This window comes from Cupriavidus sp. 8B (assembly GCF_054589115.1).
Genome location: NZ_BAAILO010000415.1, coordinates 1 through 16125, shown reverse-complemented (window position 1 = coordinate 16125; position 16125 = coordinate 1). Strand labels below are relative to the sequence as shown.

Genomic DNA, 16125 nt, shown 5'->3' with positions numbered 1-16125 from the left:
CGTGCGACCGGATCGCGCTAAGCCACGTCCACCTCGCCACAAACCTCATCGACATGCCGCCTACAAGGCATGCTGAGGCTTAACTTGGGTGGATTGCACCGCGCACGGGCAGTTCGGCCACTACGGGCCTTTCGGTCTGTCGTTCCGTCGGTCATCGGAGGACTCCCAATAGCCTCCGGTTGGGCGCCACTTTCAATTAAGCGGCGCTCAAGGCACTTTCGTCGGTATTGGCTTTAGTCTGACATTCTCACGTTCGACTGATATGTCAGGATTGTTGATGTAGTATGTCACCGATCCATGGAATGGGAGTGGTCATGAATACTCCGAAATTACTGCAGACGCCGGAGGAGCAAAGTTCATTACTGGGCGAACTCGCGTTCCGCAGGCTCGAACAGATGATCGTTACCTCACAACTGCCTCCAGGCACCATGGTGTCAGAGGTGCAGTTAGCTAATGAACTGGGGATGGGACGTACGCCGGTACGGGAGGCCCTGCAACGACTTAAGCACATTGGCTTCGTGGAAATGCACGCCCGACGTGGCACTCTGGTTGCGCGAAGTGATGTCCAACAGCAGCTCGAATTGCTGGAAGTTCGCAGGCCGATGGAGGAACTGATGGTCAAGCTGGCAGCGAAGCGCGCTACCGACACGCAAAGGGGCATGCTGCTCCAACTCGCCGACAAGTTTGCGACGGCAGCCGCCAATCGCTCTGAGGAAGAATATTTTCTGATTAACCGCCAAGTTCACGAGGCGGAAGTGCAGGCAGCCCATAACCGAACTTTGGAGGCGACCATGGAGCTAATTTTGGCTCAGTCCCGCCGGTTCTGGTATCAACATATCCAAGCCAGTGAGGCCTATACGGAAGGCGCGGAGCGACACATTAGCGTGATGCGCGCCATCGCCAGCGGGGATTCGGATGCGGCGGCTAAGGCCTCCCAAGCGTTTCTTGTCTTCTTAGAGGGCCTTACGCGGTCGGTCCTGCACCGATTCATCCGGTAAGCCCGTCGTTCCCCTGGTGCATCTTTCGCTCGTGGCCGATCGCGCACAGTCATTACGTAGGTACTTTCCCTAGCAAAGTTCTCGGTTGACATCCCAAAACACCAGTCCTAACATGGTCGACATGCAATATATCGGTTGGCGACAATGAACCTGCGATCCTTTGATAGACGTAGTGGCATGACGCGGAAGTGCGATGTGCTGATTGTGGGCGGCGGTGCAGCAGGCGTCGCTGCGGCGGTTGCGGCCCGGCGCAATGGGATGTCAGTCATCCTCATCGAACGGTACGGCTTCTGCGGAGGTGGTGCCGTGGCGGGCTTGTCCGGCACGGTATGTGGCATGTACCTGGCGACGGAAAACCACCAAAGCTCTCCCGCCCAGATTGTCTTCGGCTTTGCAGATGAATTCTGTAACGACTTGGCCGCCCGGGGCGGTCTCAGCGATCCCTTGCGCTACGGGAAAACCTGGACGCGCGTGCACGACCCGCTGGTATGGCGAGAGGTGGCGGACGCCAAATTGAAGGACTGCGGCGTTGAGGTCGTTTATCACGCCGTCGCGATCGGTGTTCTCCGCGAGGGCATGGAGCGTTTGGATGGGGTCGAGGTGTGGACCAAGGAAGGCCGTCTCACCGTCTATGCCAAGACAACAATTGATGCGAGCGGCGACGCTGACATCGCAGCGATGCTGGGTCTGCAGGACGTCATCGGTGATAACGGTCGCGTGCAGAACCCAACAATGATCTTCCGGCTCGCTGGCGTCGATGTCAGCAAGTTCGTGCGTAGCTACGGCGATGACACCATCATGGGCAAGGAGGTTACCGAGCTCATCCTGCAAGAGAACGCCAAGACCGGGAAGCTGCCCCGGACGAAAATCTGGATGTTTCCAACAACCAGGCCCGGAGAACTTCTGTGCAACTGCACACGTGTCACCGGGGACGATGGTCGCGAACTGAATACCCTCCACTACCAGGATTTCACAGAAGCCGAGGTGAACGGGCGCTCGCAGGTACGCGCTTACGCCGAATTCTTCCGGCAGCATCTTGCCGGCTGTGAAAACGCCTTCGTGAATGATACGGGCGTGCAGGTGGGCGTACGTCAAACCCGCCAAATCGCCGGCATTGCCACCCTCAGTAATGCTGCCGTGGTTGGTGCAAAGAAGCATCCGGACACGATCGCACGCTCACCGTGGCCAATTGAACTTCACAGTGGGGCGAAGCCGATGGTCGAATGGATTTTGGACGACTACTACGATGTCCCATATGGGTGCTTCGTCCCGAAACAAGGTGAAGGCCTCCTGGTGGCCGGGCGCTGCCTGTCTGCGGAGCACGAGGCCGTCGCTTCTGCACGCGTTACGGCACAGTGCTTTTCCTATGGGCAGGCCATCGGACACGCCGCGTCCATCGCAAATAGGGAAGGCATTTCCGTGCGGGCAGTCGAACCCGCCGCAATTCGCGAAGCCCTCCGCAAGGACGGTGCAGTCATCTAAACGTTGGAGATAAACGTGAAACAGATCGATATCGGGCCTGTACGCCAACTCTGGCTTGATCGGCCGGAAAGACGAAACGCTCTCGGCACAGAGGGCATGCAACAACTCGCAACCGCATTGCGCGATGCGGCCACTGACCCCTCCGTGCGCACTATCGTACTGGTTGGTGCGCCCCCGGCCTTTTGTGCCGGAAGTGACCTGAAGGAGTTGGCCGGCCTTGATGTCGATGGCATGTGTGAGCATGAGACTGCTACTGCAAGCGTAGCGCGGATCTTTGCCTCGCATCCGAAGCCCATCGTGGCGGCGGTTGAAGGCTATGCATTGGGCGGTGGCTTTATTCTCGCCGTCTCATGTGACCTGGTGGTCAGTGGAGTGCACACGCGTTGGCATCTTCCCGAAGTGGCGAACGGCTGGTTGCCGCCGTGGGGACTTCACGCCTTGGAGGCCCGGGTGGGCCCGGTTCGCGCCAGGATGCTGACGTGGGGAGCCGACCCCATTGATGGTCTCGAGGCATACCGGCTCGGCATTGCCGACTACACCGCGCCGGCTGGCCAAGCCCTCGAAATCGCAATGGACGTCGCCGCAAAGCTCTGCGCGTTGCCGCCAGAGGCTGTCACATCCTGCAAGCGGTATTTCGAGCCCAGGATTGCTGGAAACGGCGAACACTTCGACCGCGTCGCGACTCGTCAGTTCGCTGACGACTGCGCATCCCCTGCGGCTCAGGCAACTTTTTCCAAGTTTTCGAAGGTGAAAGCGTGAACAAGATCGTTTCCGCAAAAGAGGCCATCAGCTCGATCCGCGACGGCCACACCGTAGCGTCTGTCGGCGTGATCGGTTGGGTAGTGCCCGATATGGTACTGAATGCCCTGGGAGAGCGATTCGAAAGTACGGCCGCTCCCCGCGACCTGACTTTCTATTTCCCCTGTGGTACTGGAGACGCCGTCGGTATTCGCGGCATGGACCATGTCGCAAAAGAAGGCCTGATGAAGCGGATCGTATCGGGGTCCTATATCAACCCGGTGAACCCCGCAACAGGTGAGCGGCCCGCACTGATGCGTCTGATTCAGGAGAACCGCGTAGAAGCCTATTCGTGGCCAATCGGGGCATCGATGCATTGGCTGCGTGAGGTCGCAAGAAAGAGCCCGGGATATATCACGAGGATTGGTCTTGACACGTATGCCGATCCGAAAAATGGTGGAGGCAAGTTCACGGAGCGATGCAAGGACGATCTCGTACAAAGAATCGCGCTGAACGGCGAGGACGTCCTCTTCTATCCAACTTGGCCGCTCGATGTGGCGATCATCCGTGCTAGCAGTGCGGACGAGTTCGGCAATCTCTCCTTTGAGGATGAGCCGCTGGTCTCGGCAGGCCTTGCACTCGCGCTGGCCGCGAAGGCGTCCAACGGCAAGGTCATCGCCCAAGTGCGTCGTGTCCTGAAGCGAGGCGAACGGCTCGCCACCGAGGCTCGCCTGCCCGGCGTATTCGTGGATCAAATCGTGGTCGACCAGACCATGATGATGAGCACCGACACGCCGTATGACGCTTCATATCTGCACTCGCGCAACGTTGGCACGAGTCGCATGCCGACCATTCCCTTTGGGCCCGACAAGGTTATCGCTCGCCGGGCGGCTCTGGAGGTACGCAAGCATGAACTTTCCATCTTCGGCTTTGGAGCCGCCGCAGATGTGCCGCTTGTGATGCAGGAGTCAGGCGCATTCGATCCCGTTCACGCACCGAATGACTATTGGTTTACCACCGAGCACGGCTCCTACGGTGGCGTGGTGATGAACGGCTGGCAGTTTTCGGCAAACATGCATCCCGATGCGCTGATCGACGGGCTGTCGCAGTTCGATGTGATTGATGGCGGACTTTGCGAGTTCGCGGCTCTCGCCTTCGCGGAGTATGACGCGGCTGGCACGGTAAATGTGAGCAAGTTCGGAAAGTCGAATCCCGGCGCGGGTGGCTTTATTGATATCGCTCACAACGCGAAGCGACTGGTGTTTACCGGAACCTTCACTACCGGCGGCCTGGAGGTGAACTTCGAGAACGGTGAGATGCGTATCGTGAAGGAAGGCAAGATCAGCAAGTTCGTCTCGACGGCACAAAGCATCACATATTCCGTCGCCGATGGTGTGAGGCGGGGTCAGACCGCCAAGATCATTACGGAGCGTGCCGTGTTCGACGCGCTTCCTGAGGGGCTGGTGCTGAGCGAAATCGCCCCGGGCGTCGATCTGAAGAAAGACATTCTCGACCTGATGGCTTTTCAACCCCATGCGATTGCCGACCCGCTGCCTCTCATGGACGCCGCCCTGTTCGTACCGGAAACAAAGGAATGCGTCACCCAAACGAGCGGCGGCGCGCGCCAGGAGATCGAGGACTCGCCCTTGCTGTGATGACGGCGGATCTGTGAAGACATCGTGTAACACGCAGTTGGAGACAACAAAGATGTACAAGAACAGCAGTGAGCTCCCGTCGGAAGTGCTGAGCCAGTTTCGAGCCGGTTTGGCTATCCCTGCCCACCCGTTGGCGCTGACGGAAGATCGTAAGTTGGACGTGGAGCGCCAGCGGGCGCTTACCCGCTACTACGTCGACGCGGGCGCGGGCGGTCTGGCAGTTGGCGTCCATACCACGCAGTTTGCCATTCGCGAGCATGGCCTCTACGAGCCGGTGCTGAAGTTGGCGGCCACCACCGCGAACGATTGGTCTGACGGGCGTACTGTCCTGGTGGCGGGCGTTACCGGGAAAACCGCTCAGGCGGTCGAAGAAGCGACCATCGCGCGTGGTCTTGGCTATCACGCCGCGCTGCTCAACGTCGCTGCCTTTCGCTCCGCCAGCGAGGACGAAGTCCTCGCGCACTGCAAGCGGGTGGCACAAGAGACTCCTATCATCGGCTTCTCGCTGCTTCCGGAATGCGGGGGCTTTCATCTGTCCCATCGCTTCTGGGTCGATTTTTGCAAGATCGAGAACGTCATCGGCATCAAGATGGCGCCGTTCAATCGCTACCGCACCCTCGATATCGCGCGGGCGGTAGTCGATGCGTCGGCAGCGGACCGCGTGATTCTCTACACCGGCAATGACGACCATATCATGCTGGATCTCATCGCACCGTTGATGATGAAAGCCCCGCATGGTGGCTACGAAACGGTTCGTATCCGTGGCGGACTGCTCGGGCACTGGAGCGTCTGGACCAGAAATGCGGCTCAGTTGCTGCAGCGCGTGCATGCTGAAGCTCAAGGCGATTTGGTGCCGAATGACTTGCTGGCACTCGACTCGGTCGTGACCGATTGCAACGCCGCTATATACGACGCTCGGAATGACTTCCGCGGATGCGTACCGGGTTGCCTCGAGGTACTTCGTAGACAAGGCCTCGTCAAGGGAACGTGGTGCCTGAATCCGCAAGAGACATTGTCGCCCGGGCAAGTGGAGGACATCGATCGCGTCTATCGCGACTACCCCGCTTTCAATGACGACGCCTTCGTGAAAGCCAATCTGGATCGCTGGCTTGCAGACGACGGTCGGTCGATTCCGCTAGTAACCGAATAAATCAGTTAAGCGTATATCTCAATAGGAGACGACCATGAAAGAATCCTTCCTTTCCCCCTCTATGTTCCCGGAAGCGTTTCGGGATGTCGACCATCTTGAGGACTTCATGTCCACGCCGACCCGCGAACTCGCCGAAGACATGGCGAGCCTGGATGGCGACATCATGATCCTAGGCGTTGCCGGCAAGATGGGCATCACGCTGGCCCGGGTTATCAAACGGGCCGCTCCTCACAAGCGCGTAATCGGTGTGTCCCGCTTCTCGGAACCCGGCTCGGAGGAACATCTGCAGCAGTGGGGCGTGGAAACGATCCGGTGTGACTTGCTCGACCGAGCTGCCGTGAATGCCCTGCCGAAGATTCCGAACGTCATCTACATGGCGGGTCTGAAGTTCGACTACAAGGGGCGTGAAGACTTCCTTTGGGCAATGAACACCGTTGCGCCGGCGATTGTGGCTGAGGCATTTGCTGGCTCGCGAATTGTTGCCTTCTCCACGATCCACGTCTACCCCTGGTCCAATCCGCTGCAAGGTGGTGTAACCGAAGCGTGCCCGCCGCTTGCCCGGCCGGGCGAGTATGCCAATTCGGTCGTGGGCCGCGAGCGTACCTTCCAGTACTACTCTCGGCTGCATCAGACGCCGGGCCGACTCGTGCGGTTCGTCTACGCGATCGACATGCGCTACGGCGTGTTCCAGGAGATCGCGAGCTGGGTCCTCCAGGAGAAGGAGATTCCGCTCGAGACGGGAACGGTCAACGTGATGTGGCAGGGTGATGCCATCAACCACTTCGCCCGACTGCTTTGCCACTGCGACACGCCGAGTACGCCGATCAATATTGGTGGTCCCGAAGCGGTGAGCGTGCGAAAGATCGCGACCATGTTCGGGGAAAGTTTCGGCATCGCTCCGAAATTTGTGGGTGAGGAAAAGGACTGCCTGTACGTGAACTGCGACCGGGCGGCCGATCTCCTGGGCAACCCCATGGTTCCCGTCAATACGATGGTGAAGTGGGTCGCAGAGTGGGTCAAGGCAGGGAAGCCCGTGCACGGCAAGCCCAGCAAGTTCGAAGTGCGCAGCGGGATCTTCTGATTGTGAGCTCGGTTGGAGCCCCACTGGTCCAACCATACTGAAAGTATGACACTAAGTAGCGACGGGGCCCTGCATCCACGAGGGTGGGGACCCCAGCTCGCTCGCAATTGGATGGAGACACTATGTATAACGCTTATGCTGAAGGCGCGCGCTCGAGCGGTGGCTCAGGAATGGCAGACGTTGGCTCACCAGCGGACGTTTCCGGGCGCATCGAACGGCTTCCAATATCGCGGTGGCACGCGAAGGCCCGGCTGTTAATTGGCACCGCGACGTTTTTTGACGCATTTGACGCGTTGGCCATTGCGCAGGTGCTTCCCGTGCTGGTGCCGCTCTGGAAGTTGACTTCCGGCGAGGTGGGCATTCTCATCGCCACCGGTTACCTTGGTCAGCTCGCGGGTGCGCTGTTTTTCTCGTGGATTGCGGAGCGATTTGGACGCGTCCCCGCAATGGTAGCCGCTATCGCGACATTCACTACGATGAGTATCGCCTGCGGCTTTGCTACCAACTATGAGTCGCTGTTGATTTTTCGCGCTCTGCAAGGGTTCGGACTCGGCGGCGAAGTCCCGATTGCTGCCGTCTACATCAGCGAAATCACCAAGGCTCACGGTCGCGGAAAGTTCGTTCTGCTCTATGAACTCATCTTCTCGGTGGGCGTTGTGGCGGCTGGCGTCATAGGATATTGGGTCGTTCCCCATTTGGGTTGGCACTACATGTTCTTCATCGGTGCGATCCCTATCCTGATCATCTACATGATTCGCCGTTGGTTGCCCGAGTCGCCGCGCTGGCTTGCCTCCAAAGGGAAGTTCAGGGAGGCTGACGAAGCATTGAAAGGGATCGAGCGCGAAGTCGAAGCTGCGGTTGGCCATCCCCTTCCAGCGCCTCAACCAGTGGCCGTTACGAATGCGAGGAAGGAAGAGTCGTCTTGGAAGGAGCTGTTCAGCAAGGCGTATGCAGTGCGAACCTTCATTGTGTGGTCGATCTGGTTTGCATCATATCTCGTCTACTATGGCATCAGCACGTGGCTCCCGACCCTGTATCACACCGTGTTCAAGCTGCCTCTTGAACTGTCTCTCCGATATGGCCTGGTAAGTACTGCCATAGGTTTCGTAGGCGCTACGGTGTGTGCCTTCTCCATCGATCGTCTTGGTCGAAAGGCGTGGTTCGCGCTTTCGCTGGCAGGTGCAGGCGGATTTCTGCTGGCGCTGTGGATGTCCGGGGCATCTACGCCGGAGCACCTGCTCGTGTATGGTAGCGGCGCATACTTCTTCGCTACAGCGGCGGCGATTGGTGTTTATCTTTACACCCCCGAGCTTTATCCGACCCGGATTCGCGCCTTGGGCGTCGGAACCGCGACTGCGTGGCTGCGCGTCGCATCGATGGCTGGGCCAATTATCATCGGCGGTCTGATGAAGTTCGGCTTAGGCTTGGTCTTCGCTGTATTTGCTGCCATCTCGCTTGTTGCTGCAGTTCTGGTGGCCAAGTTCGCAATTGAGACCAAGGAGCGAGTGCTCGAAGAGTTGTCGCCCTAACAGGGATCTGCCCTCGTCGGCAGATGCCCTAGATCGTGCGCGACGCGCCTAGCTCTCCAAAGTGGCCAGGGTGAAGGCCTCAAGGAAATCGAGAAGTTTATGCGTCTGTGCGCCCGCTTCCTCCTCGTCGGAAGACGTTATGGCGGTGAGGATGGAAGCGTGTAGTTCGGCAGCTTCAATCAGGGAATTGGTGCGATGGCGGTAGTTGGCATACCAGAATCTCATCGAGAGACCGTAGAAGTTGTCCATCACGCGATCGAGGACTTCATTGGAAGCGGCAGCGACTTTGATCGAGTGTACTTCTCGGTTCGCACGCATAAAGTCCGCGACAGTATCTCTTGCTGCGGACCGTGTGATGGAACTGGCCAACTGCCGCATCGTGACGCGTTGGGCGTCTGTCGCGATTCGCGCGGCTTTACGTGCGATATGCGGTTCCAATTGACGGCGTATCTCTAGTATTTGGAGTTGATGAACGACATTGATCGGCGTCACCATGATGCCACGCGCGGGCATGATCTTTAGCAGACCTTCGTAGGCGAGCCGTTGTATGGCTTCCCGGACAGGCGTTCGTCCGATCTCCAGGTATTCGGCCAGCTTTCCCTCGGAAATCATCTCACCCGGAGGCAAGACCAAAGTCACGAGCATTTCCTGCAGCCGCTCATGGGCTTGCACGGGAAGAGGGATTGTGTCCTGATCGCTGTCGCCCAAGGGGCTGTGCTTCGCGCGTTGAGACGCCATAACTTTCCCTCGATATATTGGTTGTGGACAAAGAGGGAATTCTACTGCAAGGGCCACTAGGCGTGTAGCGGCGCCGGTGACGTAGCTGCCGCATTAGAAAGCGCCGTGGCCAGACAGTCTGATATATCGGTTGCATGGTAGGTGTTAGAACGAATTCAAACTGGAGGAGACATGGGTAAGAAAATGAACGGTATACGTGCAAGCGTCGTAGGGGCGGTGACGGTATTTTCGCTGTCGGCTGCGGCGCAAACGCAGGTCAACTTGTATGGTCAGGCCGATATGTTCGTCGGCACCAGCAAGGCGATTGGCGGCGAACGTGCCTACATACTCGGATCGGGGGGGATGCAGACATCCTACTGGGGTATGAAGGGATCGGAAGAACTGGGTTCGGGAGTCAAGGCCATTTTTGACTTGGGTGGCTTCTATCGCGGAGACACGGGGCGATTCGGCCGAACAGACGCTGATGGATTCTTCACCAGAAGCGCCTTCGTGGGTGTGGACAGTAGCCGTATCGGTACCATTCGACTGGGTCGCAACACCACGCCGTATTTTCTATCCACCATCCTGTTCAATCCGCTGGTTGACTCCTTTAATTTCTCACCGACCATTTTCCAAACTTACAAGAGCGTAGGTTCCGGGGCACTGTTTGATCCTGGCATCATCGGCGATTCCGGCTGGAACAACTCGGTTGTCTATTCGATGCCCGTTATGGGCGGCCTGTCGGCGAACGCGATCTACTCGTTCGGGGAGCAGCCAGGAGCCACTGGTCAGAACAAGTGGGGTGGTAACGTCTCTTACCTATCTGGTCCGATTGGGGCGACGATTGCGTTTCAGCAAGTCAAGTTCAATCTCGTGCCGGGCGACGTTTCCGCGCCGCCGAATCTTGTCGGCTTCACCAAACAGAGCGCTGCCCAAGCTGGGTTGAGCTATGACTTCACCCTGGTCAAGCTGTTTGCACAGGCGCAATACATCAAAACCGATGTAGGCGGGCCGGGCGGAGATATCAAACACCTTAACGGACAGATCGGTGCTTCCGTACCAATCGGAAGCGGGTCGTTGCTAGCGTCCTATTCCTATGCGAAAGTGAAAAGCAACATATCCGATTTCCATCGGAACACGGCTGCGCTGGCGTATGACTATAACTTTTCGAAGCGAACAGACGTGTATGCCGCGCTGTTCTTCGACAAACTCGCCGATCAGTCCCACGCCGATACAGTAGGAATAGGCATTCGACACCGGTTTTAAGCATTGATGCTGCGGTGACTGCTGGTCCGTAGCATCTCTCGAAACTATTCAGTTCCATTTGCGTTGGAGATAATAAGATGCTGATTGGCATCCCTTTGGAGAGTCGTGCGGGCGAAACTCGCGTCGCCGCCACCCCGGAGACGGTGAAGAAGTATGTCGCCCAGGGGCACCAGGTCACCGTGCAGGCCGGCGCCGGCGTGCGCGCCAGCGTGCCCGACGGCGCCTATGAGGCCGTTGGTGCCCGCATTGGCACGGCGGCGGATGCCCTCGGCGCGGACCTCGTGCTGAAGGTCCGCGCTCCCGACGACGCCGAGCTGGCGCGGATGAAGCGGGGCGCGATCCTGGTCGGCATGCTGAACACGTTCGATGCCGAGAACAACGCCCGCATGGCCGCCGCCGGCATCACCGCCTTCGCGCTCGAAGCCGCGCCGCGCACCACCCGCGCGCAGAGCATGGACGTTCTGTCGTCGCAGGCCAACATCGCCGGCTACAAGGCCGTGCTGGTGGCCGCGCACCACTACCAGCGCTTCATGCCGATGCTGATGACCGCCGCTGGCACCGTGAAGGCCGCGCGCATGCTGATCCTCGGTGCCGGCGTGGCGGGCCTGCAGGCCATCGCCACGGCCAAGCGCCTGGGCGCGGTGATCGAGGCCTCGGACGTGCGTCCGGCCGTGAAGGAGCAGATCGAGTCGCTGGGCGCCAAGTTCGTCGACGTCCCCTTCCTCACCGACGAGGAGCGCGAGATCGCGCAGGGCGTGGGCGGCTATGCCCGCCCGATGCCGCCGGACTGGATGAAGCGGCAGGCCGAATTGGTCCACCAGCGCGCCATCCACGCCGACATCGTCATCACCACTGCCCTGATCCCGGGCCGCAAGGCGCCGACGCTGCTGCACGAGGCAACCGTCCAGCAGATGAAGCCGGGCTCGGTCGTGGTCGACCTGGCGGCCGCACAGGGCGGCAACTGCCCGCTGACCGTGGCCGACGAAGTCGTCGAGCGCCATGGCGTGACCCTCATCGGTCATACCAATCTGGCCTCGATGGTGGCCGCCGATGCGTCGGCGCTGTACGCCCGCAACGTGCTCGACTTCCTGAAGCTGGTGGTCGACAAGGAGGCGAAGCTGACCGTGAACCTGGAAGACGACATCGTCGCTGCCTGCCTGATGTGTGCGGGCGGGGAAGTCAAGAGATCAAACTAAGTGCTGGAGTCAAGAATGGAATTGGTGAACCACACGGTGATCAACCTGATCATCTTCGTGTTGGCGATCTACGTGGGCTACCACGTGGTGTGGACCGTGACGCCGGCCCTGCATACGCCGCTGATGGCCGTGACCAATGCGATCTCGGCAATCATCATCGTCGGCGCCATGCTGGCGGCGGGACTGACCGAAGGCACAACGGGTCGCGTGATGGGCACGCTGGCGGTCGCCTTGGCGGCGGTCAACGTCTTCGGCGGCTTCCTCGTCACCCAGCGCATGCTGGAAATGTTCAGGAAGAAGGCGCCCAAGGCGTCAGCCGAGGTGAAAGCCCACGGCGGTAAGGTGACGGAGGTCCTGCAGTGAACGGTCTCTCTATGAACACGGTCACCCTGCTGTACCTGGGTGCCTCGGTCTGCTTCATCCAGGCGCTCAAGGGCCTGTCGCACCCGGCGACGGCGCGCAAGGGCAACGCCTTCGGCATGATCGGCATGGCGGTCGCCGTCATCACGACGGTGGCCCTGATCGCCAAGCTCAAGAACGAATTCCTGGCGGCCGGCACGGCGCAGTCGTCCATCGGTACCGGGCTGGGCCTGATCCTGGCCGGGCTCGTGGTGGGCGGCGGCATCGGCGCCTACGTCGCCAAGAAGGTCGAGATGACCAAGATGCCGGAACTGGTCGCGGCGATGCACTCGCTGATCGGTCTGGCTGCAGTCTTCATCGCGGTCGCGGCCGTGGCCGAGCCGGCGGCCTTCAGCATCGCGCCGGCGGGCTCGCACTTGATCCCGATGGGCAACCGGATCGAACTATTCATCGGCTGCTTCGTCGGCGCCATCACCTTCTCCGGATCGGTGATCGCCTTCGGCAAGCTGGCGGGGCGCTACAAGTTCCGCCTGTTCCAGGGCGCGCAGGTGGTGTTCCCCGGCCAGCACTGGCTGAACCTGGCCTTCGCCATCGCCATGCTCGGTTTTGGCGTTGCCTTCTTCATCACGCAGGAATGGGTGCCGTTCCTGGTCATGCTGGCCATCGCCTTCGTGCTCGGCGTGCTCATCATCATCCCGATCGGCGGCGCCGACATGCCGGTGGTGGTGTCGATGCTGAACTCGTACTCGGGCTGGGCGGCGGCGGGCATCGGCTTCTCGCTGAACAACCCGATGCTGATCATCGCGGGTTCGCTGGTGGGTTCGTCCGGTGCCATCCTCTCGTACATCATGTGCAAGGCGATGAACCGCTCGTTCTTCAACGTGATCCTGGGCGGCTTCGGCGCCGACGCCTCCGCGGCCAGCAAGGTCGGCGGCGGCGAGCAGCGCCCGGTCAAGTCGGGTTCGCCTGACGACGCAGCCTTCCTGATGGGCAACGCCGAGACGGTCATCATCGTCCCCGGCTACGGTCTCGCCGTTGCGCGTGCCCAGCACGCGCTGAAGGAACTGACCGAATTGCTGCACGAGAAGGGCGTGACCGTGAAGTACGCGATCCACCCGGTGGCGGGCCGCATGCCGGGCCACATGAACGTGCTGCTGGCCGAGGCCGAGGTGCCGTACGACCAGGTCTTCGAGATGGAAGACATCAACAGCGAGTTCGGCCAGGCCGACGTGGTGCTGGTGCTCGGCGCCAACGACGTGGTGAACCCGGCGGCCAAGACCGATCCGAACTCGCCCATCGCCGGGATGCCGATCCTGGAGGCCTACAAGGCCAAGACCATCATCGTCAACAAGCGCTCGATGGCCTCCGGCTACGCCGGTCTCGACAACGAGCTCTTCTACATGGACAAGACCATGATGGTGTTCGGCGATGCCAAGAAGGTGGTCGAGGACATGCTTAAGGCGGTTGATTAAATGCAATATAGGTAGACAAGACTGAGTTTTGCGCTTTTGACGGGCTGTTTCTTATCAGCCCGTTTTTTTTATAGCGAAGCCACACCGCGACTTCACGATGACCGTAGTGAAGACGGAAGCGGCCGTCCGAACGGCACGGTCTTGCCGATATTGAACGTCTCATACTGGCCGATCTCGGCCGCCCGGCTCATCCACGTAACATAGCGCAGTCCGGCCACCCGTCCTGACAGCCACACGGCCTTCCACCTCCCAACGACGACAAACCTTCTCTTTTCGGTGGACCGCCTCCGGCGGAAAGCAATTTCCTGTCGTTGGGGGGTGCAAAAGAACATCCCTCCTGATAATATTTCGGCACTTTCCGCGTCTCCGACGCATCGAATCCCTGCCTGGCACCGCCAGGCGTCTCGTCAACCACAGGGGCATTGTCCCTTGTGGCGTGCTCCTATTTTTTTGGAGCACACACGTGATTCAAATCATCCAGATTGACCCGCGGCAGCTCAAGGCCATCGCCTTGCTCGCGCCCAAGACCGACCAACGGTATTGGCTCAATGGCGTCTTCGTCGAAGCGACTTCGACTGAAATACGCCTGGTTGCCATGGACGGGAAGCGCATGGGCGTCTTCCTTTCCGCGAAAGCCAACCGGCTAGCCGGCGCCATCCAGGCCAGCGCAATCCTTCCCCACGACGCCCTCGACTTTGTGAGGCCGAGTCGCGGCAGGTTTGCGCAATTGGAGCTTCGCATTGACCCCGCCGTTCCGCGATGGGCCGAGCTTACCCACGGGGGTACCTCGTTCCAGTTCCTGACGGTCGACGGCGGGTATCCGATATACCGTCGAGCCCTGGGACCACATCGTGGCAGCGGAGAGGCTGGGCAGTACGACCCTCGCCACCTGAGCGACTTCCATCGCGTGCTGGAGGCGATGGAAGGCAAGCTCCCGCCTGACCGGAACGGTGTCTACCTACACCACAACGGCAACGACAACACGCGCGTCAGCATTAACCGCCGCGAGGATTTCGTTGGCACTGTGCGACCGCAGGCATTGGAAGGCCCGGCCCATCTGCCGTGGGCCGATTCTCCATCGTTCCTTTAACCCTTTCTGGCCGCCTGGTCAGGCTTCTCCACCCGCAGGGGCACCGTCCCTTGTGACTGTGCCCCTCATTTTTTGGTGCACACACTATGAACAATCACCCCACCAAGGTATTCCGGAGCATCGAGACTGGCGAGCTCGTCGAGCCTGTCACGGTATTGGTCCAAGGCGAGCGCTATACGTGGCGCGACCTTTCTTGGCTTGATTTCCAGCGCAAGTTCTCTCCAGTCGATCCGCCGCCGTTCAGACCTACGAAGGTCACTGGCGACTGGCTGCCACCGGAAGTCGTCATTGACGCGTTCTCAAACGGGCAGCTGTGGAACGGCTGGCTAATCCCATTCTTCACCCGAGAGGCTGCACTCGCTCTGCGCGAGCACATGCCGGAGCTTTACTACAGCGAGGCGACGGACCAGTTCTGCCTGCAAGGCGACGATCCGCAGTGGTGCGGCGCCACGGACCTGACCATCGACGGTACGGTCGCGAAGTGCTACGCCATCGGCGATAGTTACTGCTGGGAGCGCGCGGACCTGTAGTGCACGCGCTTTCGTTCCATCCGGCCGCATGACGCGATCCGGGTTCATTCCATCCCGTAGGGGCACGGCCTCTTACGGGCGTGCTCCGTCATCATTTAAAGGAGCAATCCATGCCGCAAATCACACTTTCCCGCGCGGAAGTCCAATCTCTCGTTACCTTCAGCGAAGAGGTGAACACGCAGCGCTTCTTCATTGCCAAAGATCACGGTGCCTATATCGGGTGCAGCGTTGGCCCTGCGCCCTCGCAGAAACGTCTGTTCTTCTTTAAGGGCTGCAAGCCTGCCGTCGACAAGGACTTTTACGAGAACGCGAGGCGCGCTTTCGGCGGCGACGACTTTGGCCAGCACTTTCCCGTCGCTGACCTCGTCAAGATGCTCGCCGAGCCGGCCTGCATGAAGGTGCGCGTCACCGTCACGCGCAGCAGTATTCGCATCGACGGGCTGACCGGATAAGTTTGGGGCCATCGTCGCGCCAGGTGGCTCGAATGGACTCCTCAAACGCTGGCTTGCCTGATAACATAGCTGCACCTACCGCGTCTCCGACGCATCGACCCCCGCCGACTGTTCAGTTGGCACAGTATTTCCCCCCCTACGGGCCATCCTGCCCGTAGGCATGTTGGCCTTTTTCTTTCTGCGAGGCCATCATGTTCAAGACGTTCCCGATTTTCGTTGTTTTGTGCGCCCTGGTTACCGGTTGCGCCGCTCAGCAAAGCTCCCCCAATGTCTATCGCGGGTCTGAGGCTTTGCGGACTGGCGCAGCCGAACAGGTAACTGTTGTCCGAGTGCGGCCAGTTAGCATCGTCGGCAATGACGGCCCCGTATCGGCCAGCAGTGGTTTTCCTGGCGTCGCCGGCGCGGTAGT

At 59.9% G+C, this 16125-nt stretch carries 15 protein-coding genes and 1 pseudogene; 15 read left to right on the top strand and 1 reads right to left on the bottom strand.

Features of this window, described 5'->3' with window-relative positions:
• Positions 1–314 precede the first annotated feature (314 nt).
• The 7 genes from ACYP5B_RS39755 to ACYP5B_RS39725 all read left to right on the top strand — a co-directional run bounded on the left by ACYP5B_RS39755 (position 315) and on the right by ACYP5B_RS39725 (position 8633).
• Positions 315–998: a GntR family transcriptional regulator gene (locus ACYP5B_RS39755; RefSeq protein ID WP_459573298.1), complete on the top strand. Its 684-nt coding sequence runs from the start codon at positions 315–317 to the stop codon at positions 996–998.
• A 144-nt stretch (positions 999–1142) separates the two neighbouring features.
• Positions 1143–2480: an FAD-dependent oxidoreductase gene (locus tag ACYP5B_RS39750; protein WP_459573297.1), complete on the top strand. Its 1338-nt coding sequence runs from the start codon at positions 1143–1145 to the stop codon at positions 2478–2480.
• Positions 2481–2495: 15 nt separating this feature from the next.
• On the top strand, positions 2496–3239 hold the full coding sequence (locus ACYP5B_RS39745) for an enoyl-CoA hydratase/isomerase family protein (RefSeq protein WP_459573296.1): 744 nt from the start codon (positions 2496–2498) through the stop codon (positions 3237–3239).
• On the top strand, positions 3236–4873 hold the full coding sequence (locus ACYP5B_RS39740) for a CoA-transferase (RefSeq protein WP_459573295.1): 1638 nt from the start codon (positions 3236–3238) through the stop codon (positions 4871–4873). Before ACYP5B_RS39745 ends, ACYP5B_RS39740 begins: the two co-directional genes overlap by 4 nt.
• Before the next feature lie 52 nt (positions 4874–4925).
• Positions 4926–6023, top strand: coding sequence for a dihydrodipicolinate synthase family protein (locus ACYP5B_RS39735; RefSeq protein ID WP_459573294.1), 1098 nt, complete (start codon positions 4926–4928; stop codon positions 6021–6023).
• A 34-nt stretch (positions 6024–6057) separates the two neighbouring features.
• Positions 6058–7104 (top strand): NAD-dependent epimerase/dehydratase family protein, encoded by a 1047-nt coding sequence (locus ACYP5B_RS39730; protein ID WP_459573293.1) that lies wholly within the window; start codon positions 6058–6060, stop codon positions 7102–7104.
• Positions 7105–7226: 122 nt separating this feature from the next.
• Positions 7227–8633 (top strand): MFS transporter, encoded by a 1407-nt coding sequence (locus ACYP5B_RS39725; RefSeq protein WP_459573292.1) that lies wholly within the window; start codon positions 7227–7229, stop codon positions 8631–8633.
• Positions 8634–8681: 48 nt separating this feature from the next.
• Here the strand turns inward: ACYP5B_RS39725 and ACYP5B_RS39720 are convergent, their stop codons facing one another.
• On the bottom strand, positions 8682–9341 hold the full coding sequence (locus tag ACYP5B_RS39720; protein ID WP_459573291.1) for a GntR family transcriptional regulator: 660 nt from the start codon (positions 9339–9341) through the stop codon (positions 8682–8684).
• Between the two features lie 201 nt (positions 9342–9542).
• Between ACYP5B_RS39720 and ACYP5B_RS39715 the strand changes: the two genes are divergently transcribed.
• The 8 genes and pseudogenes from ACYP5B_RS39715 to ACYP5B_RS39680 form a co-directional block, all read left to right on the top strand.
• Positions 9543–10616, top strand: coding sequence for a porin (locus tag ACYP5B_RS39715; RefSeq protein WP_459573290.1), 1074 nt, complete (start codon positions 9543–9545; stop codon positions 10614–10616).
• Positions 10617–10693: 77 nt separating this feature from the next.
• On the top strand, positions 10694–11812 hold the full coding sequence (locus tag ACYP5B_RS39710) for a Re/Si-specific NAD(P)(+) transhydrogenase subunit alpha (protein ID WP_459573289.1): 1119 nt from the start codon (positions 10694–10696) through the stop codon (positions 11810–11812).
• 15 nt (positions 11813–11827) lie between these two features.
• Positions 11828–12175, top strand: coding sequence for an NAD(P) transhydrogenase subunit alpha part 2 (locus ACYP5B_RS39705; protein ID WP_459573288.1), 348 nt, complete (start codon positions 11828–11830; stop codon positions 12173–12175).
• Complete coding sequence (locus tag ACYP5B_RS39700; RefSeq protein ID WP_459573286.1) at positions 12172–13644, top strand: NAD(P)(+) transhydrogenase (Re/Si-specific) subunit beta; 1473 nt, start codon at positions 12172–12174, stop codon at positions 13642–13644. The genes ACYP5B_RS39705 and ACYP5B_RS39700 overlap by 4 nt, the downstream gene beginning before the upstream one ends.
• Positions 13645–14107: 463 nt before the next feature.
• Positions 14108–14734, top strand: a complete 627-nt coding sequence (locus ACYP5B_RS39695) for a hypothetical protein (protein WP_459573285.1) — start codon at positions 14108–14110, stop codon at positions 14732–14734.
• A gap of 86 nt (positions 14735–14820) precedes the next feature.
• Entirely contained in the window at positions 14821–15264 is a 444-nt protein-coding gene (locus ACYP5B_RS39690) for a hypothetical protein (protein WP_459573284.1), read from the top strand.
• Positions 15265–15374: 110 nt separating this feature from the next.
• On the top strand, positions 15375–15716 hold the full coding sequence (locus ACYP5B_RS39685; protein ID WP_459573283.1) for a DUF3085 domain-containing protein: 342 nt from the start codon (positions 15375–15377) through the stop codon (positions 15714–15716).
• Positions 15717–15907: 191 nt separating this feature from the next.
• A pseudogene (locus tag ACYP5B_RS39680) lies at positions 15908–16125 on the top strand (hypothetical protein); the annotation flags it as partial.